Annotated in this window: 16 protein-coding genes and 1 pseudogene; 7 read left to right on the top strand and 10 right to left on the bottom strand. The window is 47.2% G+C overall.

Translation table 11 applies throughout. The features are described 5' to 3' along the window. Positions 1–82: 82 nt before the first annotated feature. Positions 83–2,380 carry a S8 family peptidase gene (locus ACXIT9_RS05750; protein WP_458055271.1) on the top strand — a complete coding sequence of 766 codons (2,298 nt, stop codon included), beginning with the start codon at positions 83–85 and terminating at the stop codon, positions 2,378–2,380. 4 nt (positions 2,381–2,384) lie between these two features. Continuing rightward, on the top strand, positions 2,385–3,251 hold the full coding sequence (locus ACXIT9_RS05745; protein WP_458055270.1) for a hypothetical protein: 867 nt from the start codon (positions 2,385–2,387) through the stop codon (positions 3,249–3,251). Between the two features lie 2 nt (positions 3,252–3,253). Here ACXIT9_RS05745 and ACXIT9_RS05740 read toward each other — a convergent pair whose 3' ends face one another. The 9 genes and pseudogenes from ACXIT9_RS05740 to ACXIT9_RS05700 form a co-directional block, all read right to left on the bottom strand. Beyond that, positions 3,254–3,712 carry a preprotein translocase subunit SecB gene (locus ACXIT9_RS05740; RefSeq protein ID WP_458055269.1) on the bottom strand — a complete coding sequence of 153 codons (459 nt, stop codon included), beginning with the start codon at positions 3,710–3,712 and terminating at the stop codon, positions 3,254–3,256. Beyond that, positions 3,709–4,146: a helix-turn-helix domain-containing protein gene (locus ACXIT9_RS05735; RefSeq protein ID WP_458055268.1), complete on the bottom strand. Its 438-nt coding sequence runs from the start codon at positions 4,144–4,146 to the stop codon at positions 3,709–3,711. Before ACXIT9_RS05735 ends, ACXIT9_RS05740 begins: the two co-directional genes overlap by 4 nt. Continuing rightward, positions 4,143–4,553: a hypothetical protein gene (locus ACXIT9_RS05730; RefSeq protein WP_458055267.1), complete on the bottom strand. Its 411-nt coding sequence runs from the start codon at positions 4,551–4,553 to the stop codon at positions 4,143–4,145. The genes ACXIT9_RS05735 and ACXIT9_RS05730 overlap by 4 nt, the downstream gene beginning before the upstream one ends. An 85-nt stretch (positions 4,554–4,638) precedes the next feature. Then, positions 4,639–4,866, bottom strand: a pseudogene (locus tag ACXIT9_RS05725) (hypothetical protein); the annotation flags it as partial. 11 nt (positions 4,867–4,877) lie between these two features. After that, on the bottom strand, positions 4,878–5,189 hold the full coding sequence (locus ACXIT9_RS05720; RefSeq protein WP_458055266.1) for a DUF4145 domain-containing protein: 312 nt from the start codon (positions 5,187–5,189) through the stop codon (positions 4,878–4,880). Between the two features lie 553 nt (positions 5,190–5,742). Beyond that, the gene (gene glsA / locus ACXIT9_RS05715; RefSeq protein ID WP_458055265.1) at positions 5,743–6,744 is read right to left on the bottom strand and encodes a glutaminase A; all 1,002 of its coding nucleotides are present in this window, start codon (positions 6,742–6,744) and stop codon (positions 5,743–5,745) included. Positions 6,745–6,747: 3 nt separating this feature from the next. Continuing rightward, positions 6,748–7,998 (bottom strand): DcaP family trimeric outer membrane transporter, encoded by a 1,251-nt coding sequence (locus ACXIT9_RS05710; RefSeq protein WP_458055264.1) that lies wholly within the window; start codon positions 7,996–7,998, stop codon positions 6,748–6,750. Between the two features lie 275 nt (positions 7,999–8,273). Then, positions 8,274–9,290 carry an acyl-ACP desaturase gene (locus ACXIT9_RS05705; RefSeq protein ID WP_458055263.1) on the bottom strand — a complete coding sequence of 339 codons (1,017 nt, stop codon included), beginning with the start codon at positions 9,288–9,290 and terminating at the stop codon, positions 8,274–8,276. A 172-nt stretch (positions 9,291–9,462) separates the two neighbouring features. Further along, positions 9,463–11,199, bottom strand: coding sequence for an alpha/beta hydrolase-fold protein (locus tag ACXIT9_RS05700; protein ID WP_458055262.1), 1,737 nt, complete (start codon positions 11,197–11,199; stop codon positions 9,463–9,465). 249 nt (positions 11,200–11,448) lie between these two features. Between ACXIT9_RS05700 and ACXIT9_RS05695 the strand changes: the two genes are divergently transcribed. Continuing rightward, a complete protein-coding gene (locus ACXIT9_RS05695) occupies positions 11,449–12,699 on the top strand; it encodes a dipeptidase (RefSeq protein ID WP_458055261.1) in 1,251 nt (416 codons plus the stop codon). A 52-nt stretch (positions 12,700–12,751) separates the two neighbouring features. On the opposite strand, the gene ACXIT9_RS05690 is transcribed toward ACXIT9_RS05695, so the two are convergent. Further along, positions 12,752–15,526 carry a histidine kinase N-terminal 7TM domain-containing protein gene (locus ACXIT9_RS05690; RefSeq protein ID WP_458055260.1) on the bottom strand — a complete coding sequence of 925 codons (2,775 nt, stop codon included), beginning with the start codon at positions 15,524–15,526 and terminating at the stop codon, positions 12,752–12,754. Between the two features lie 191 nt (positions 15,527–15,717). Here ACXIT9_RS05690 and ACXIT9_RS05685 point away from each other — a divergent pair, with 191 nt between their 5' ends. From ACXIT9_RS05685 to ACXIT9_RS05670, 4 genes are all read left to right on the top strand, one after another. Beyond that, a complete protein-coding gene (locus ACXIT9_RS05685; protein ID WP_458055259.1) occupies positions 15,718–16,146 on the top strand; it encodes a hypothetical protein in 429 nt (142 codons plus the stop codon). Between the two features lie 255 nt (positions 16,147–16,401). Further along, a complete protein-coding gene (gene clpB / locus ACXIT9_RS05680; RefSeq protein ID WP_458055258.1) occupies positions 16,402–19,020 on the top strand; it encodes an ATP-dependent chaperone ClpB in 2,619 nt (872 codons plus the stop codon). A gap of 106 nt (positions 19,021–19,126) precedes the next feature. Then, the gene (locus ACXIT9_RS05675; RefSeq protein WP_458055257.1) at positions 19,127–19,312 is read left to right on the top strand and encodes a CPXCG motif-containing cysteine-rich protein; all 186 of its coding nucleotides are present in this window, start codon (positions 19,127–19,129) and stop codon (positions 19,310–19,312) included. Beyond that, positions 19,287–19,886, top strand: coding sequence for a pyridoxamine 5'-phosphate oxidase family protein (locus ACXIT9_RS05670; protein WP_458055256.1), 600 nt, complete (start codon positions 19,287–19,289; stop codon positions 19,884–19,886). The genes ACXIT9_RS05675 and ACXIT9_RS05670 overlap by 26 nt, the downstream gene beginning before the upstream one ends. The last annotated feature ends 19 nt before the right edge of the window (positions 19,887–19,905 follow it).

Here is a 19,905-nt window from a genome sequence, read left to right as displayed (position 1 = left end):
GGTTTATCACAAACAAAAATATCGATCAAACTCAGCATGGGAAAAAGCTGAAAAATGAATTTGATGCTGCATTTCAAGACTTTTGCAAGGTGATCCTGGAGATTTTGTTTATGTGGAATTTGAAACTTTCCCCGGTTTTGAACTTGACCTCCAAAAATTTGAAGCAAAAGCAGGAGATATAAGAATTGCTTCCTTAAAAGAAGTAAAAAGTGCTGATGGTCAGAAAAAAACCATCAGTTCGGTTTACCTTTCTAAAAAAGGAGTTAAAGAATTTCTAAAAAAAATTTCTTCCTATTCTCAACCAGAAAGAAATACAGGAAATGCAAATCCTAAAAACGCAAGCTTATTGTCCAATCTGGAATCCATACATCAAGCTACTTTAAAGTCCTTTTGGCAGGAACCTGAAATTCCTTTTCCAAAACTCGATGAGCTTGTTTGGTGGGAGGTATGGCTGGATACCACAGTTGATGGTAGTGAAATAGTCCGCTCCATAATAACTGAACGTTTACAGGAAGCAGGGATACAAATTTCAACTCGTTCACTAGTTTTTCTTGAGCACATTGTAATGCTAGTAAAGGGTAGCCCAAAACAACTCATAGAGCCGTTACTATATTCACCCTACTTGGATGAGCTAAGAAAACCAGTAGAGTTGTCTGACTCCTTTACTTCTATGGATATTCCTGAACAAAAGGCTTGGATAACCGATCTAGCTCAGCGATTAGATATTCATGAAAATTCCAATTTATCAGTGTGTCTATTGGATTCGGGCCTCAATGAAAATCATCCCTTACTGGTACATCTGACTTCAATAATCCGTGTAGACACAGTAGAACCGTCATGGGGAACAAATGATTCTTGGAGTTTGCCCGGTCACGGAACGGCCATGTCGGGGATCATTTTTTTTGGGGATTTGTCGGAAACATTGATATCAAGGGAAAGCATAAGGATTTTTCACCGGTTGGAAAGTATAAAGTTGATTCAGCAACCACAGCCAACAGATCCTGATCAATATGGTGCAGTTACAGAAGAAGCCATAGCCAGGGCTGAGACAAGCCCCATCGAACAAAGAGTGTTCTGTATGGCCATAACAGCTGACGGAGATACCCACTTTGGGAGGCCTAGTTCCTGGTCTGCGGCAATAGACAAATCAGCTTTTGGAGAAGAAGATTGGAAACGGTTATTATTGGTTTCCGCAGGAAATATTCCCAATCATAGATGGCTGGAATATCCTTTATCCAATCAGGAATACAGCATTCATGATCCAGCCCAAGCATTCAATGCCCTGACAGTTGGAGCTTATACCTTGAAAGACAGCATAGATCTTTCCAGATACCCAGGAGCAACACTCTTGGCCCAAAGGGGGCAGTTAGCTCCTTCGAGCAGTACAAGTTTGACTTGGGGAAAAGAATGGGCAATCAAACCCGAAGTCGTTTTTGAGGGAGGATATGCGGCAGAATGGAATAGCGGTCTTTGTGATCCTGATTCCTTGATGCCTTTGAGTATTTCCAAAGGAGGAATGGCAAGCTCTCTATTCTCAACTTTTGGAGAAACCTCCTCCGCCACGGCATTTGCAAGCAAGTTTGCCGCAAGTATTTTGGATAATTATCCGACCGTTTGGCCTGAAACAGTACGGGCGCTGATGGTTCATGCTGCGCATTGGACCGAACAAATGTTAGGAAATAAGAAAATTGAAGATCTTTCTACCCAAGAAAAAATTCAACTTCTAAGGACAGTAGGATATGGCATACCCTTTTTACCTTCTGCCTTGTACACTCTACAGAATTCTGTGTCCTTGGTAATTCAAGAAACCATTAAGCCTTATACCCTAGAAAAAAGTACCGTCAAGGCCAATGAATGCCATCTGTTTTCTTTGCCTTGGCCTAAAGATCAATTATTGGAAATGGGAAATACGCAGGTCAGGTTAAATGTAACGCTTTCTTATTTTATTGAACCCAATCCAGGTAATAAGAGGTATGCCAAGGCTAATAATTATGTTTCTTTTGGCCTTCGGTTTAAATTGAAGGATTCCCAAGAATCTTCGACGTCATTTTTAGCAAGGATCAATAAAGAGGCCAGGAAAGCTTTAGCGGAGGAATACCAACAAGAAGGCAGGGAAAACTGGGTGATCGGCCCAAAAATTCGGGACAAAGGTTCTATCCATAGAGATATTTGGGTCGGTAATGCAGCTGACCTCGCAACCAAAAATGAAATTGCCATAATTCCTACTGGGGGCTGGTGGAAGACAAGACCTAGCCACAAACGTTACAATCAATCCGTCCGTTACAGCTTGATCATCTCCATAGAAACAGATACAGAAGATTTACTGACTCCGATTTTGAATGAATTGAGGTTGGGGGTTGAGGTTCTAAATAATCTTTAATGATATGCTAAACTGGCGAGAAATAAATTCAGAGCTCCCTGAGATTGGACAAATAGTAATCCTATCCAATGAAAAAATCACCGATTCCAGAAAATGGACTTTGGGACAGTTTTTGGAAAGTGATGATAAAACTACGTATGGATTCTTAATCCAATCAAATAAAATTGTTAAACCAGAAACCTTTGATTTTTGGAAACCATTTTTAATAAAAGACCTAGGAGTTCCCGGAGACTACAAAGATGAAGAGTTGCCGCAATTTCTTTCTGCCTTCAAAAATATTCTAAAAAGCTATGTACAAAGATTTTTATTGATGTTTCATGTCAGCCAATTTTCTGGGAAAGGTTTGTTTCATTTGGATTATTATTTGAATGGGGCTTATTCCAGGGCTCTTTCATTAATTGAAGGGTTTTTGGTATTGATGGACTCAAGAAACTATTTAGCAGCCTCCCATCTAGTAAGGCCATATTTGGACACCTTCTTGAGGCTATATGCGGCATGGCTCGTAGAGGACCCTCATGATTTTGCCAACCAAGTAATGAAAGGAAAAAAAGTGGAAGAGTTCTTTGATAAAGAAAACCCAAAACAAGGGCTTAAAGACTGGTATTTAAGAAATAAAGCATCTGAAGAATTCCCTTGGGTAAAGGAGATTTATAATAATACCTCAGGCTATATCCATTTTAGCTCCAAACACATTTTCAATCCAATAGTAGATGTTGATTTAGAAAACTCGACTGTGGGAACTTACTTATCAAAGTATGATTCGAAAACCGTTACTGATTTGCATAGAATAGAGGCAATTTTGGTGATGATTGAAATTTCAAATTGCATTTTGGAATATGCTTATGGTTGGGCTAGAACCAAAATGGAATAAAATTACTCCTCCTGCTTTCCTTCCCCCGCCTTATCCCTCAACAACTGCGTAATATCAATCGGAGGCAATAAATACCCGCCCATAGGACCCAAGTTCGTAATTTGGTAAATGATGTTTCGGAGATTATTGATCATCATGTTCAAAGTGGAAAATTGGATCAGATTGTTTTTGAGATTCTCTTCGAGGGTATCCGGGTTTTGAATACGAAACGTACCGCCTCCTTCTACCATAATTTTATACCCGGGAAGAGATTTTTCGCCATCTTCATTGACCTCAACAGTGGTAAACAGTAAGATTTCTTTGGTCTTTTCATTCTCCCGGAGTCTAAAATCTATATCCACAACATAGGATTGAAATAATTCCTTGACATCAAGTTCTGGCTCCTTCGGAATTACAAACTCAACATGCGATTCCAATAACTTGAAATCCAATAACTGTAATGGGGAAAATTTAGCTTTCATCCTGCCATCGCTATTACATCCTTATCAGCATGACTTACCGCCATTACAATTTGAGGATTGGTGACTTGATCTTTTAACTTAAGGTATTCTTGGGTCTTGGTCCAACGCTGATGGTAGGCCATCAATTCCTCGGAAACTCTTTCTCTAATCATTTCCTCAGTCATCACCTTGAATTCTAAGCCTAGTTCCATGGACATTTTGGCCAGAATATTCCAGTTGGGCTTTCGGTCACCTCGGAACAATTGTGTTATAAAAGATGCGGAAGTTCCGATTCTTTGAGCAAGTACTTTCTTACTGATATTTTGCTCTTCCATTTTTTGGTCAACTAGTCCCAAAAACTGCATGGCCAATACATCGGCTTTGGAAGATACAAGCTCTTCTTGTGTCACGCTATTAAAAAGTGCATCCCATTCTTGTTTGATTGAGTTTGTCATGATGTTTGGGTTAAGTCGTATTCGTATTTCGCAACTCTTCTAATGATACTTTTTTCTGCTGCTGTAAGTTTTTGAGATTTCTTCTTTTCCAGAAGCTCAACACCGATGATTACAAATCGTTCCGTTTCACCATCAGTAAACTGCTGACAGTAAATTCGGGGATTTTTCTTTCCTTTAAACAATTTGATGGCCGTGACATATTCGCATCCATTCTCAAAATTTTCTTTATCGTAAATATCCCTTGGGGCTCGGTGGTTTAAAATCAACTCTAATGCAGTATTGAACTTCTTGAGATTAGCAGCATCAGCTTGCAAAAAAGCCATTATTTCCTTGGAATTATCTTTGTCCAAGTAAAAGGCCTTTTTGCCATTTCCCGAAATCTTTATCAGTTCTGCTTTTCTTTTCACGTCAAAATTAAGCAATAGGTTAATTTTTTACAAGCCATTTATATAATATACTCGATTCCTCACCTTTCTCTATCCTCCGCCGCCATCAAGCCCTTTCTCTGCTCCACCTCATACCCTTCACTTCCTGCTCCACAAACTCCTCCCGAAATGCCTTCGCCAATATCGCCTGCGGCCATTGCTCAATCCTGGCTTTTAAAGATTGATATTGCGATTCGATTTTCTCGGCTATGGAGAAAAGGGTCTCGATCTGAGAAACGATTTCTTTTTGTTCTTCAATCGAAGGGATTCTTATAGCTATATCTTTAAAGTTATTTTGTGAAAGATTTAGTAGACTTCATCATGAACCGCCTTATTCCCTTTTTGCTTAATGGTATGCAGCAAGTCCTTTATTTGTGGAGGTAATACATTTTCATACTCCAAGGTCTTCAATCTCCCGTGAAAGGAATTGTCATAAGGAAAATCCAGGTGATGCAATTCAAAAAGTAATTCACTTACTCTTTCCCCAAACTGTCGGAGCTTCCACAAGCTAGTAACAGGGTCTTGATAAAGATTAAACTCAGCTGCTCGCCCTATATTGAAAAGTATAGGGAATTCATTTGATAGGTAAGAAAAGTTCGAATCGGGTATAGCGCTCATAAGTTTAATACCATGGAGTTACTAAGGTAGTATATAGAAAAGAAACATAAAACTAACTTTTACGAAATTTCTCTATGGTTTAAAAGTCCTAAAGACCGCGAGACTGTTCATTCAAGTGTGTCCGCTCACTTTACAAAAATGAAAACGAGAAACCTAGACACAGTTTAATAAACTATCCCCTGCACATCCCATAGCGGAACGCATCAGGTCTCCGCTCTCCCTCAAAAAAGAAAGCAAACGAAAGCAAACGAAAGTCAAGACGATCAAAATAGAAAGAAAACGAAAGCGTTTTCTCATAAAACGAAAGCAAACGAAAGGAAAAGAAAGTATTTTCCCTAAAAACGAAAGGAAACGAAAGGAAACGAAAGTCAAAACGATCAAAAAAGAAAGTCCCTTTCCAGCCCAGTACCCACAACAAAGCGGCTGAGGGAAGAGGGACTTTCTGCTCTTTTTCATCTTACCCTAAGGTCGTCCTACCCTAAGGTCGTCCTATCCTAGGTCCGTCCCACCCTAAGTCCGTTCTACTGGAAAACCCTCCTACCTGAAGACCAACTTACTCTACGCCGACCAAGTAAGGATTTAGCCGCAGCTGTTCCACGATATAGCGAATCGCCAGCTGACCCTTCACCGAATTCCCCGCCTCATCTAAAGGTGGTGAGACCACTGCGATGCCAAACTGCCCCGGAACCACCGCCACCAAGGCGCCGCCAACACCACTTTTGGCCGGTAGGCCCGTCTGATACAGCCACTTCCCTGAATTTTCGTACAAGCCAGCCGTCGCCATTACTGGCAATGTAAAAGACACCGTCTCCGCGGATACCACGCGCTTCTTGCTAATCGGATTCACGCCCCCACTCGCCAGCGTGGCAGCCATCGTAGCCAGATCCCGCGCGTGGACACTTAGGGCACACTGCCGCGTGTAAATGTCCACAGACTCGGCCACATCAAAATAGATTTTGTCATAGGCCTTTAAGAGCTGGGCCTGCGCCACATTACGCTGATTGTCACCCGCCTCACTGATATACACTGGCTCATCCATTACTAGACGCCGACCCGCGAAATCTGAGAGCGTCTGCTGTACCACCTCCCACTTTTCTTCCGCCGTATCTCCATGCACCAAACTCGTTGTGGCGATGGCTCCCGCATTTACCATAGAATTAATCCCCGATTCCCGATTGATCTCCATCGCGATAATCGAGTTAAAAGGAAAGCCAGTCGCATTCGCCCCCACCTTCTCTTTAATTACCTCTGCGCCCTGCTCTTCCAGCACTAATGCCAGCACAAATGCCTTCGAAACGCTCTGAATCGATACCTGCGCATAGGCATCTCCTGCCGTGTAGATGTTGCCCTGGCTATCTACCACCACCACCCCGAAAATATCCGGGTCTACCTTGGCGAGCTCTTTGATATAGTCGGCATTCTTGCCCTCTGTTACCTGTTTGAACTGCTCATAGGCCTGGTCGACGACCTGCTGGATGGAGGGAAGGGATTGCGCTGAAAGCGCAAAGGATACGACCCAAAATAGGGGGAGGAAGATAAATTTTTTCTTGTTCATGACTTAGTTCAGTTTAGAGAAGCGATAGACAAAATTAGCTTGGACTTTATGGATGGCGAAGAAATTGCCGAGCGCCGGCGGCAGCTCGAACTGTTCAGAGCCGATAAAATTGGCGTTTTGGCGATCGGCATATTGGTATTCTAGGCCGAAAGAGATGCCTGGGAGTGGACGGTGTATAAGGCCTGCCGTCAAGTAGGTGCCACTCTCGAAAGAGGTGCTGAGCTGAGTAGGAAAGGTGTCATTGACGACCCGTGAAAAAGCAACAGTAGAACTCAGCTGATCCGTAAGCCGGACTTCTGTGGCCGCCATGACCGAATAAAAGGGGATGGCGGCACCTGTAAGAGGGGTCCGCTCATTTTCTGGATTCGCACGTACCCCCACATCCGCCGTACCGTCATTTAAGAAGTTTTGGATGCCACGACCTGCCACGAAGGAGCCCACCAGCCGAACTGTGGGTGTAGGGGTTAAGCTCCCGGAAATGTTCGTGCCATAGCCCCAAGCATCACCAGAGAAATCGTTAACGGCATCCCGACCCTTGTCGAACCAAGAGATATACTTGGTCACCCAGCCAGCCTGCACGTGGCCACGCTCGAAATTCCTGCGGTAGTGCAGTGTGACCGCAGGCAGCTTATTGGTGAAAACGATATCTTCTAGCTTGCCCCGAAAGGTGAAATCCTGGCGAAAAGGGCCTAAATCGGAGGTGGCATCCGGGTTTTCAAGCCCTACTTGCAACTGCTGCCGCAGCTCGTCCACGACCTTATAGCTGACCTGAATATTTCGCAGTAGCACCATTCCATTTGGGCCGAAGAATTCCACAGTGGCAGGTACTACGGAACCGTCCATAAATACGGAATTACGCTTCCCGAAGGTCCAGCGGTTCCATTCTGCATAGGCATTAAACACCCGAAAAAAGGTCTCCCCTACATTACTGCCTCCCCCTACTAAATCCAGCTCGAAACGGGTAACCAGGTCCCCTTTCTTGGTGGCCTGCCGTGTATTAAACCCCACCCGAGAAGGGCGAATGCTGATATTCGTAGATCCATTATCGGCAAAGCGCCGCCCCTGATTGTCCAGCACACGCGTCGTACGTAGCATCTCGGGCCAGTTTGGATCTGAGGACTGGAAGTTATAGGTGGTAATCACCCAGAACATGCCGGTGAACTCGATTTCTAAAGGGCCATTTGTTTGTGCATGCACTGAGGCCGTCGGCCAAAGACACATGCCAAGGCCGAGCAAAAGTAAAAAGTACTTCATGTTATTTAAGTTAAGTAGGGTTAAATTCTATTGAATAGGTAGGGTACTAACTTGTTTTATTGCGCTTCGTTTAAAAAAAGTTGTTTAATTATCCTTCTGAGGGAGTTTGACCCATTTTATACTTTTGGGCCGATAATGAGGCTTCGTAGGGGAAGCGCTTGTAGCAGCTGGCGATCCGGTTCATTCAAATTTGCATTAAAAAAAAACTTCCTGCCCAAATCTGGACAGGAAGTCATCACGAATACCATAAAAAGAAGCCTACTGAAGCTTAGGGTTTATTTTAACCAGACCAAAGAAACTTCATCCGGAACTTTCGCGCGATCTGCGATGCGCATGTAGCGGGACGCAAGTGTAGAAAGGTAATCCTGAGCTTTCGCTGCCACATCATTTAGCCCGCCGATAGATTCGATTTTCCACAGCTTGACCAGGTGATCGATAATCCGAGCATAGTCCCAGCTGGTGTAAATGCCTACCTTCTGCGTGATGGCCGAAAACTGATCGAAAAGGGTGGGATTATTACCGCCCTCACCCATGAGTACTGCAGGCATCACGATCTGCTTCCGCATCATCTTTTCGAAGGCGAGCACAGCACCGGCAGGGTCTAATTTGAATATTTCCGCCATAAAAGACTTATAGGCCTTCTCATGACGCGCTTCATCTCCTGCGATCGTCTTACAAATGCGCGAAAGCACATTATCACCCGCCGCATCAGCCAGCTTACCCGTATTTACGTGGGAAATCTTAGTGGCACGCTCTTGGAAAGAAGTGTAAATCATGGCCTGGTAAGGGTCATTTTCCGACTTTGGGTCGAAACCATTATAAATTAAGCGATGGATGGTCTGCTCCACCTTTTTCATGTCTGCCCGACCACTCAGGTATAAATATTTATTTAACAAGTCTCCATGGCGGTTCTCCTCAGCCGTCCAGGCCTTCGACCAGCGCACCCAGCCCCGATTACTCAGCAGGCTGCCCTCCACGTTAATTCCTTCCAACATATTAAAATAGGTCTGGTAGGAAGGAAGCGCCTCCTCGGTAATCATATTCCCCACTAAAGAGGTAATCACTGTATCCGGTATGCCCGAAGCACGCTCGCGCAGGAGACGGACTTCGTCCAAAGCATTTTCTTTACTCATATCCGGAAGAAAATCTGTGGGTTGCCAGCACTCATCCGGGTTCTCCAACACATTATCTACCGCGTGACCCACGAAGCTGTCTAACTGACTAACTACCTCTAGGTTCTTTTCTAATTCATTATTGATTTTTGTCTTCTCAGCCATAGCTACTCGTATCATACTGTGGATGCTTGGTTGTTACACAAATGGAATTCTCCCTAACATCCTAATTCTATATCAAATGTAAGCAGGATTTTTTGCAAATCCCGAGTAAAAACTCGATTTGTGATTTCGGTTTCTTTCTGACTGAAAAGCGGCTTTTTAATGCCTTGTATGGCAGTTAAAATCAATTTTAGCGTTTCAGTATCCAGCGTTTTTGATCGAAGTTTTTCGGTGCTGTCGCTTGAAAACGAGCTGCGATTTTGTCAAGATAGAGGGTATTATACCGTAAGCGGGTCAGGTAATTCGGATTATCTGGATCTCCATTCCAGCAGTGCTCGAAGCGATCCCCGTAAGCGACCTCTCCTGCATAGTAGGGGTTTTCGGTGCTTTCAAGGAACTCCTCTGTTAAATAAACGGCGTTATTTAGGTAATAATTGTCCATATCCCCACAATAGATATGGATTTTGCCCGCTAGGGCGTCCCCTATCTTACTCCAGTCCCGCTCCATGATGTAGCGCAGGTCGTAATTTTCCTGCCAGTAGGCGGCCACCTCTTTATCGATAACGCCGCTGTACTTGTCCCAAATGGGTTTCGGGTAGCCATCCGCACCTACGGGGGAGTAGACGGCCTGCCAGATGTCCCACTGATCTCCGGAGCGGCTCTTATTACCGCCTAGTGCTAGCTCTTTATGGTTCATGTCCACCAGCATGGAGGAGACATGGCCGAGGTAATTCCGCCTGCCGACTCGCTTGGTGCGGCGAAAGGGGCCTTCCTCGTAGTAAGCATTATCGTCTTCGTAAATATTTACGACCGTGTAGGCGCGGAAATCGATCGGGTCGGGGCATGCAGCAAAGCAACCATTGTATTCCTCGGGATAAAAAACTTGCGCGGCCAGCGCTTCCCAGCCCCCTGTGGAGCCTCCATATAAGAAGCGTGCCCAGCCCTCGCCGATGCCCCGGAAGGTTTTTTCGATGTGCGGGATGAGCTCGTAGGTGATCGCATCTCCGTAGGGGCCGATATTCGCTGAGTTGACCGCGTAGCTATCGTCATAAAACGGGTTGGGATGCTGAATTTCGATGACGATATACTTCGGGAAATCCTCGGAGATCCACTGCTGGTAAAAGTTGTAGGCTTCTTCCTGCACGATGCGCTCATAACCGTAAATGCCAAAACGCGCGTTATAGGTATTGGGAAGATCGCTATCCGGCGGATCCGTACGAAAGCCGCTGAGGTCAGCAGGAAAGTGGCCATGAAAAACCATCAGCGGATAATACTCGTCGGGGTTTTCGTCGAAATCTCGAGGGAGGAGCACGTGCGCACCGAGCGTCACTTCGCGGCCCCAAAAGGCACTGAGCAAGTCACTTGTTATTTCGATATGTTTGATAAACTCGGTGTCTGCTGGTTTTTCAATGGGGGGAATGGCATGTGCTATCAGCAGATCGGCCCCCAAGAGCTGGCCATCCCGCACTTGCACGGGCTGCACGTTACTGTATAGATTGCCTGGTGTCCGGTTCCACTGCCGTCCTTCCCCCTTATCTGCTGGCAGCAGGACTTGATGGCCATCGGCACGCGCATATGTTTCGTGTTGGACGATAAATGCTTGCGCAAAATAAGTGCCGTCGGGGAGGGCATGCCAGTTTTCTATGGGGTAGCCGAAGACGCTTAGGTCGAAGACCATGCTGCCTCCACTATGCTGGGTAAAATCCTGGCCAAACACTTGAGCGGAGCCTACGCCATCGCTGATGGCAAAGCGGGGTTCCACGCCCTCCTGGTGATGGAGTAAAAGGAGCAGGCGACCGTCCCGAACTTGGTCTTGGAGCTCTGGAGCGATGAGAATATCGAGCTGAGGGGCTTGCGCAGCCTTCTTTTGGCAGCTATAAAATAGGAGGAGGCCGAGGGCCAATAGCCAGGTGCTGAGTGTCTTCATGTGCTAGGGGTTCAAGATGATTTTTGCTGGTCATCTAAGATAAAAAATAAAGCCCTAAATCGGTGAATGCTTTACATATGCAGGGCTATGCCTATTTTTATGGGCTTATTTTAGGTGAGGAAAGGCGTCGGCAATCTTGGAGGGGGGCTACCCCTAGTTTCCAAATTTTATGTAAGCATTTGGCCGCCTGTCAATAGCTCCTGTGGAGCTAGGCCTGCGTCGCGTATCTTGGAGAAAAAACACAGCTATATGATGAAAAAAACACTTGTCGGGCTGCTGCTGAGCGGCATGCTTTGGTCCTGCGGTGGAGGCCCTTTGCAGGAGGAAGCCATCGACTACAGCACCCTGGATGAAGCGGAGCTATTGGCGGCCGCCAGCGCTTTATCGCAGCGACTCATTATCGTGGATGGGCATATGGACCTGCCTTTCCGCATGTATAATTTAGGAAACACGATGCGGGGCGAGGTGTATAACTTTATCGAACGCCAGGAGTCTGGAAACATCGATTATGTGCGTGCACGAGAAGGGGGGCTGGATGCTCCGTTTATGGCCATTTACATCCCTGCCGCCTACCAGGAGCGGGGCGGGGCAAAGGACCTGGCCGATACGCTCATCATGATGATGGACCGGCTGGTGGATACCTGGCCGGATAAGTTGGCGCGGGCCACTTCGGTGGCGGATATACGGAAAAATCACGAAAAAGGCCTGCTCTCTTTACCTTTGGGAATCGAAAATGCTGCGGCCATCGAGGATGACCTGTCGCTGGTGGAATACTTTTTCGATAAGGGGGTGCGCTACATGACCCTCACGCACGGAAAGGATAATCTGGTGGGCGACTCTTCTTATGACGATAGCGAGACGCACGGTGGTCTGAGTGATTTCGGCAAAGAGGTCGTGCGCGAGATGAACCGTCTCGGGATGATTATCGATGTTTCTCATATCACGGACAAGACGTTTTTCGATGTGGCGGAGCTGAGCCGGGCACCGATCGTGGCGACGCACAGCAGCGCTCGGCATTTTACGCCCGGCTTCGAGCGCAATGTATCGGATGAGATCATAAAAAAAATAGCTGAAAAGGAGGGGATGGTCATGATTACCTTTGGCGGCAGCTTTTTAGACGAAAATTATTCCAAGCAGAACAGTGCGAACCGTGCCCATATTCAAGACTGGCTAAAGGAAAATAACCTTTCCATGCGCGATGAAGCGGCGCAGGCCTACATCCAGTCGTATATGGCAGAAAATAAGCCAAGTGTTTCGGTGACGAAGGTCGTCGATCATATCGATCACGTGGTGGCCCTGGTGGGCATCGATTATGTGGGTTTGGGCTCGGATTTCGATGGCGTAGGCGATACGCTGCCGGAGGGCTTAAAGGATGCTTCCATGTATCCGAATATTTTAGCAGAGCTCCTGAAACGAGGGTACAGCGAAGAGGATATCGAAAAAATATGCTCGGGCAACTTCTTCCGTGTTTGGGAAGCGATCGCGGCAGCAGCAGGCTGAGTTTAAAAGGCTTTTTCTATGCTTAGTAGGACAGGCTCGACACCTGAGGGGCTTAAACCTTCAGGTGTTTTTTTATGATGGCGCGAAGTTCTTCGATGCGAAAAGGCTTACTGAGGTAATCGTCCATGCCGGCTTCTAGGCACTCCTCCCGATCTCCTTCTAGCGCGGATGCGGTAAGTGCAATCATGGGCACCTGTCCGCCTGGAAAATTACGCAGAATTTTTACAGCTTCCAGCCCACTCATACGTGGCATGTGGACATCGATAAACACCAGATCGGGATGAACATCTGGAAATTTTTCCACGAGCTCTATGCCGTCTTCCACCTCGATGACTTGGGCCTGTGGGTAGTCTTTTCGGAGTAGTGTCTTCGTCAGGAGAATATTCATCGGATTATCATCTGCGAGCAAAATAGTAAGGGTTTTTTCTGGTTCTTGCATGACATGCGGCGTCAATAATTGATTCGATGGAAGTTTCTTTTCCGTTTTGGTTTGAATAGGCTGGACTTCTAAGTCGAAATAAAAGGTGCTGCCTTCACCCGGTATGGAGTGTAGTTTCAATTTACCCCCCATGAGGAAAAGCAATTTATTGCTAATGGTTAGCCCTAGTCCCGTACCTCCAAATTTCCGGGTCGTGGTATTGTCCTCCTGAGAAAAGGCTTCGAAGATACGTTTTTGATTGTCAGCGTGAATACCGATACCCGTATCGATAACAGCGAATTGCAGGAATGTCTTTTTGCCGCTGTTTTTGCAGCGCAGCTGCAAGGTAACCTTCCCCTGCTCTGTGAATTTAATTGCGTTACTGAGCAGGTTCAGGAGCACCTGTCGGATACGTGTTTCGTCTAGGAGGTATTCTGCCTCAGGTGCGCAGCCGGAATGATCGGTGTCGATTTTGATGTGTAGCCCTTTTTTTTGTGCTAGCGGCTGTACGACCTGTAACGTTTCCCTTAGAAGGGCTTCTGGAGCAGTGGCCTTTAGGTCGAGCTCCACCTTTCCTGCTTCGATTTTAGAGAAGTCCAAGACGTCATTAATGATGCCCAGCAGGAGTTCCCCAGACTGGATGATGGCCTCTGTATAGGTTTTTTGTTCGCTATCCAGGCTTGTGTGTTGGAGTAAGTCCGAAAATCCGATGATTCCATTTAGTGGGGTACGGATTTCATGACTCATATTGGCGAGGAATTCAGATTTGGCCTGGCTGGCCTCTTTTGCGCGAAGCATACTTTCGGTAAGGCTAATTTCCAGGTTTTTTCGTGCGAGGGCATTAGCGATGCTGTCTGCAAAACTCATGAGCAGCGCCTTCTCTGCCTCGGACCATTTACGGGCACGCGTGCAGTCGTCGAAACCAGCATAGCCCCAGAATTTTTGTCCCAAAAAAATCGGGATGATGATGATGCTTTTGATGTCTTGGGCGAGCAGAAGGTCCTGCAGGGCTCCTCCTTTTTCCAGTTCGTCTACCACACAGTAAAAGGGCTCGTTTCGGTTCAAGTAGTCTACCGCTTCTCCATAGAGCGACATGGGGATATTTTGTAGGTCGGGATTGTTTAATTCCGGCTCCACGCCTGCCTGTGTCCATTCGAAAAGCTGCGAACTAAGCACTTCTCCATTTTGCGCGGTAGCGTTTTGGAAAAGGTAGGCGCGGTCTGCTGTCGAGGCTTTGCCGACGGTCACGATGGCCTCTCGTACGGCCTCCTTGAAATCCACATTGGAAAGGAGCTGCTTGGTGGCCTTAGCGATCGCTTGCAGCATATTTTCATTTTTACGCAGGGTTTGGTTGGCCTCCTCAAGCATACGCCCATTCGCCGCCACCAGTGCCTCGGAGAGCTGCTCCTTAGTGACATCCTTTAAGGTGGCCACATAGACCATCTTACCATCTAAGCGGAGGATGTTACCGATAGTCAGCTTTAAATGACGGCTACGGACAGGATCGAGGGTAATGAAGTGGTTCTCCTGCGTCTCTAATTGTTTATGCAGCTCAGGGTACAAAGAGATGAGCGCATTTTCGGCAGATTTTAAATCTGTGCTTTCTATTCCCAGGAGGCCTCGAACCGCTGGGTTAGCCGCGATGAGCTTCTTATTCTGGTCTAGAAGCATGAGCCCTTCTTCCGTGGCTTCGAAAACCGTTTTGTAGGCGATCGGCATGACCTCCAAGACATGGAAGCGATTGAAGCCCCAGTAAAAAAGAAGCACACTAAAAAGTAAGCTAAACGGAATAGCGTCGATACCATGGGGTGCAAGCTCGAAGAGATCTAGCAGATGTGCCAGCCAAGGCACAAAACTTCCGGCCAGCAAAATACGCAGCTGGGGCTTGAAGCTATTCGGTACCTCTCGGAGATGCTGAAAGAAAAGAATGTTCGCCACCAGAACAGGTACTAATCCGAACATGGCGTATACAAAATAAAGAGGGCCAGGCTCGAAACCGATGAGGGGGATTTCCCCCTGTGTATCTAGGCTAAAGCTCAAGTAAAACCACTGATGCTGCTCATTTGTGAATAATGCGCCAATAAATAAGAGCCCCGCGAGGTGGTAGCCGTAAAAGAGACTTTTAGGGACCGGTTTATCCGTATAACTCAAAGCAAATGCCAAGAGGTAAATGGGCAAAAAGGCCCCAGGAATATACTCCAATTTAAAAAAGAATACCGTAGCCTCTAGCCCGGTGGCCATCAACTCTAAGCCGTACAGCAAGGCATAAAAAAAGCAGAGCGCTATCAAAGCTAAGAGATAATGCTTGCTGTCCTGAGCAGGTTTCCGCCAGATACTAAGCCCTAGGCCGAAACTCAACACCGCCAGAAAAAAGATGATAAGAGAAAATATGTTGAGTTCGAGGTTCATATAGGGTATATACCGACTAATGTAGAAAAAAAAATGATAATTTCTGCCTTTCCTAAACGGTCTGCTGCCGTTCCTCCGTATCTGATAGGGTAAAGTATGCTATTAAAAAGTAGTGTTTTAAACTTTTGTAAGCCTATTTTTTGACTGCGGCATTATATTTGACTATATTTCTTGTAGAAAATACAAAAATCATGAAAAAGTTATTTTACTTCATTGCGCTAGGAATCTTTTTCTTGCAAGCCGATTTGACTTGGGCCCAAAGTACAAAGGAGGAAGCCAAAAAGGAACAAGAGGCGATAAAAGCTGAAAAGCAGGCGGCGAAAGCAGAAAAAAAAGCAGCTAAAAAAGAGCTTGCTGACGTGAAAAAAATGGAAAAGCAGGCGCGCAACCTAGAAAAAGCCGAAAAGAAACTGGCCAAACTAGAGCAAAAGGCCTCTAAAACAGATGCTAAACGTGCCCGCCAGCAGGCTAAATACGACAAAGCGAAACGCCGAGGAAAGGCGAGTGAAGCACAGCTCCTGAAAATGGAAGTGGATCTTAAAAAGCTGGAGCTTGACCTAGTCAATCTCAATAATGATATCGTAGAGCAGCGTAGAGCAGTAGAAAAATTGCGCTACTAAGTTGCTCCCTTTTTTCACGCTTTTAAGAGGACCCTTCGGGGTCTTTTTTTTGGCCGTGGGCCAAAGAGGCGCTGTAGCGTCACGTACGTGTTACGCTGCCAATGGCATGTTCGCCAAACGCATTACTGTCAAAATGGCTATTTCCGACATGAAAGCAGTTGTTTTTCGGACATAATGGCTTGATTATGATGTAGAAAGCATTTGGAAAAGCTTTTGCTAAAGGAAAAATACATCACACCATTTAACAGAGGAATCATGGACTATAAACAATTCACCGTAAGTGTACAGGAGGCCTTACAGCGTGCGGCAGAAATCGCACAGCAATCTGGTCACCAAGGGATCGAAAGTGGGCATATGCTCCGCGCACTTTTGCAGGATGAAAGTGCGGTGATGGGCTTTCTGCTCCAGCATGCAGGCCTCCAGAAAGGCTTAGTGGAAAAAGAGGCGGAGGCGCTAATGGCCAGTTATCCAAAGGTTTCTGGCGTAGATCAGCCCTACATGGGGCAGTCGCTGTCAGCTGTTTTGCAGGAGGCGAAGCGCTTTCAGCAGCAGCTGGGTGATGCGTATCTGGCGCTGGAACATGTCTTTTTAGGCTTGGTTCAGGGAAAAGAGGCCGTAGGCCAAAAGCTGCGCGCTCTCGGGCTTAAAACCGAAGGGCTTTTAAAGGGAATAGAACAACTAAGAAAAGGAAATAAAGTGACGAATCAACATGCAGAGGGAAATTACAGGTCGCTGGAAAAATATGCGAAAAACCTGAATGAGCTGGCTAAAAAGGGCAAGATCGATCCAGTCATCGGAAGAGATGAAGAGATTCGTCGGGTGCTCCAAATTTTAGCGCGAAGAACGAAAAACAACCCCATCCTTCTCGGGGAGCCGGGCGTAGGGAAAACCGCGATCGTCGAGGGACTAGCACAGCGCATTGTAAGCGGTGATGTGCCGGAGAATTTGAAATCGAAAACCCTGGTATCGCTGGATATGGGGCTGCTTGTGGCTGGCGCTAAGTACAAAGGGGAGTTCGAGGAGCGCCTGAAGGCCGTAATCAAAGAGGTCAGCGACTCAGATGGGGAGCTGATTCTCTTTATCGATGAAATCCATACGCTGATCGGTGCTGGTGGCGGTGGTGAGGGAGCCATGGATGCGGCTAACTTGCTTAAACCAGCCCTGGCGCGCGGCGAGCTGCATGCTATCGGTGCTACCACGCTGAAAGAGTATCAAAAGTATATCGAGAAGGATAAAGCGCTTGAGCGACGTTTTCAGGCTGTTATGGTCGATGAGCCGGACGCAGCAGATGCGATCTCCATTTTGCGGGGTATAAAAGATAAGTATGAGCTGCATCATGGTGTGCGCGTCAAAGACGATGCGGTGATCGCGGCAGTGGAGCTTTCTCAGCGCTATATTTCCGATCGATTTTTGCCGGATAAAGCCATCGACCTGATGGATGAGGCTGCCGCCAAGCTGCGCATGGAAATGGACTCCTTGCCACAGGAGCTCGATGAACTGAATCGCCGCATCATGCAGCTGGAAATCGAGCGCGAAGCCATTCGCCGTGAGCAGCATAAGGATAAGGAGGCGGTGCTGTCAAAAGATATCGCCACCTTAGAGGAGAAACGGCAGGAGGTGAAGGCACGCTGGGAGTCCGAGAAAGGTGTGATTACCGGCATTCGGGAGCAGAAAGAACGCATCGACCGACTGAAACAGGAAGCTGAGCAGGCCGAGCGAGCCGGAGACTTCGGTAAAGTGGCCGAGATCCGCTACGGAAAAATCGCGGAAGCAGAAAAAGAGCTGGAGCGCCACAAGGAAACGCTTCGCAGCATGCAGGAGAGCAGCGCACTGCTGAAAGAGGAGGTAGATGCAGAAGATATCGCCGCGGTGGTGGCCAAGTGGACCGGTATTCCGCTTGCCAAAATGCTGCAGGGCGAACGTGAAAAACTCCTCCACCTGGAAAAAGAATTGTCTAAACGTGTAGCTGGCCAGCAGGAAGCGATAGTAGCCCTATCCGATGCTGTTCGCAGAAGTCGTGCCGGCCTCCAAGATCCTAAGCGCCCGATCGGCTCCTTTATCTTTATGGGCAGCACAGGGGTAGGAAAAACGGAGCTGGCGAAAGCGCTCGCGGAATACTTATTTAACGATGAGCAGGCCATGGTACGCATCGATATGTCAGAGTATCAGGAGCGGCACGCGGTATCTCGTCTCGTGGGAGCACCTCCGGGATATGTGGGCTACGAAGAGGGTGGCCAGCTTACAGAAGCGGTTCGGCGCAAGCCCTATGCGGTGATCTTACTGGATGAAATCGAAAAAGCACATCCCGATGTCTTTAACATTCTCCTTCAGGTTTTAGATGATGGGCGTCTGACAGATAATAAGGGGCGCCTGGCCAACTTTAAGAATACCATCATCATCATGACCACGAATATGGGGGCAAGCCTGATTCAGGAGCGCTTCAGTAGTATGGAGGAGTGGAACCGCGAGGAGGTACTGGAAAGTACGAAAGAAGCCGTTTTCGAATTGATGAAACAAAGCCTCCGGCCAGAGTTCTTAAACCGAATAGACGAGCTCGTCCTTTTCGAGCCCCTTTCGGCAAAGATCACCCGAAAAATCGTGGATATTCAGTGGAAGGAAATCCAGCGCCGTCTGGCAGAACGACATATCGAAATCGAAGCTACGCCGGAACTGCTGAACTTCATCGGGCAGGTGGGCTTTGATCCGAAATTCGGTGCACGACCCCTGAAGCGTACCTTCCAGCGTCTGGTGCTGAATGAGCTCTCCAAGCAGCTTCTAGCGGGCTATATCCGAGAGGATAGTGCCGTGCTGGCGGATTTAGATGCCGAGCAGCAGGTGTATTTCAAGCAGGTACATGAAGTCCCTGCCGTATAAAAAAGGGTGTGTGTGTGGTGTAGTAAGCGGTCTTCGGGCCGCTTTTTTTACGAACTTTTCTTTACATCGGTAGTTGAGTAATCACCTCTAATTGGTGGATTTCTTTATGATGGAAGAACATTACTTTCAGTGCCCCTACTGCTGGGCGGAAATTTCCATGCTGCTTGACCCTTCCGTAGAAGAGCAGGTCTACATCGAAGACTGCGAAGTCTGCTGTAACCCGATCGAGCTGCGTGTGGCCTTTGACGAAGGCGAACTCACCTATTTTGAAGCGAACGATATCGAACAGTAATATGCTCATTTCTCCGGGAACGGACCTAGAAACCGTCTTTAAAGACCTTAAACATGAGTTGCACCGCGCCGTGCTGGACCGCCGGCACCCTTTTCGTTTGGTGATGCTGGCTACTGTGGATGAGGGGCAGCCTGACGCCCGTTACATCGTGCTGCGCCAGGTCACGCAGGAGCTGCGTTTTCTGTTTTATACCGATGGGCGCACCCCGAAAGTGCGGCAGTTGGAGCAAAACCCCCAGGCTGCCCTGCTCTTCTATCACCCCGGTCAGCGTGCGCAGGTACGTGTGCTGGGCCATTTTGAGATCCTTCAGCAGGGTTCCCTGTGGGAAGAGCATCGGCAGCGAGTGCAGGGAGAGGCGCTAAAGGCCTACAGTCCCACTTTGGCCCCTGGCCGTATTATTCAGCAGCCCGAGCAGGCGTATGCTTGGGAGAAGGAGCATGACTGGTTTACCCTTTTGGCCTTCCGGCCAAAGTCCATGGAGCTGCTTCAACTGCAGGGGCTGGAGCATCTTCGGGCGTACTTTCGCTATGAACAAGCTTCTAATACCTGGAAAAAAGAATGGGTAGCCCCATAAGGTAGCTACCCATTTCAAC

It is taken from the genome of Nitritalea sp. (genome assembly GCF_054166705.1).
The sequence above is the reverse complement of the archived record's forward strand: the minus strand, read 5'-3'. Positions and strand labels throughout refer to the sequence as shown.

Bases quoted from the DNA above. Each gene is read 5' to 3' on its own strand.
- ACXIT9_RS05675 (WP_458055257.1), top strand. From the start codon at position 19,127: ATGATGGAAGAACATTACTTTCAGTGCCCCTACTGCTGGGCGGAAATT.
- ACXIT9_RS05740 (WP_458055269.1), bottom strand. From the start codon at position 3,712: ATGAAAGCTAAATTTTCCCCATTACAGTTATTGGATTTCAAGTTATTG.
- ACXIT9_RS05735 (WP_458055268.1), bottom strand. From the start codon at position 4,146: ATGACAAACTCAATCAAACAAGAATGGGATGCACTTTTTAATAGCGTG.
- ACXIT9_RS05745 (WP_458055270.1), top strand. From the start codon at position 2,385: ATGCTAAACTGGCGAGAAATAAATTCAGAGCTCCCTGAGATTGGACAA.
- glsA (WP_458055265.1), bottom strand. From the start codon at position 6,744: ATGAACAAGAAAAAATTTATCTTCCTCCCCCTATTTTGGGTCGTATCC.
- clpB (WP_458055258.1), top strand. From the start codon at position 16,402: ATGGACTATAAACAATTCACCGTAAGTGTACAGGAGGCCTTACAGCGT.
- ACXIT9_RS05685 (WP_458055259.1), top strand. From the start codon at position 15,718: ATGAAAAAGTTATTTTACTTCATTGCGCTAGGAATCTTTTTCTTGCAA.
- ACXIT9_RS05720 (WP_458055266.1), bottom strand. From the start codon at position 5,189: ATGAGCGCTATACCCGATTCGAACTTTTCTTACCTATCAAATGAATTC.
- ACXIT9_RS05690 (WP_458055260.1), bottom strand. From the start codon at position 15,526: ATGAACCTCGAACTCAACATATTTTCTCTTATCATCTTTTTTCTGGCG.
- ACXIT9_RS05700 (WP_458055262.1), bottom strand. From the start codon at position 11,199: ATGAAGACACTCAGCACCTGGCTATTGGCCCTCGGCCTCCTCCTATTT.
- ACXIT9_RS05705 (WP_458055263.1), bottom strand. From the start codon at position 9,290: ATGATACGAGTAGCTATGGCTGAGAAGACAAAAATCAATAATGAATTA.
- ACXIT9_RS05710 (WP_458055264.1), bottom strand. From the start codon at position 7,998: ATGAAGTACTTTTTACTTTTGCTCGGCCTTGGCATGTGTCTTTGGCCG.
- ACXIT9_RS05695 (WP_458055261.1), top strand. From the start codon at position 11,449: ATGATGAAAAAAACACTTGTCGGGCTGCTGCTGAGCGGCATGCTTTGG.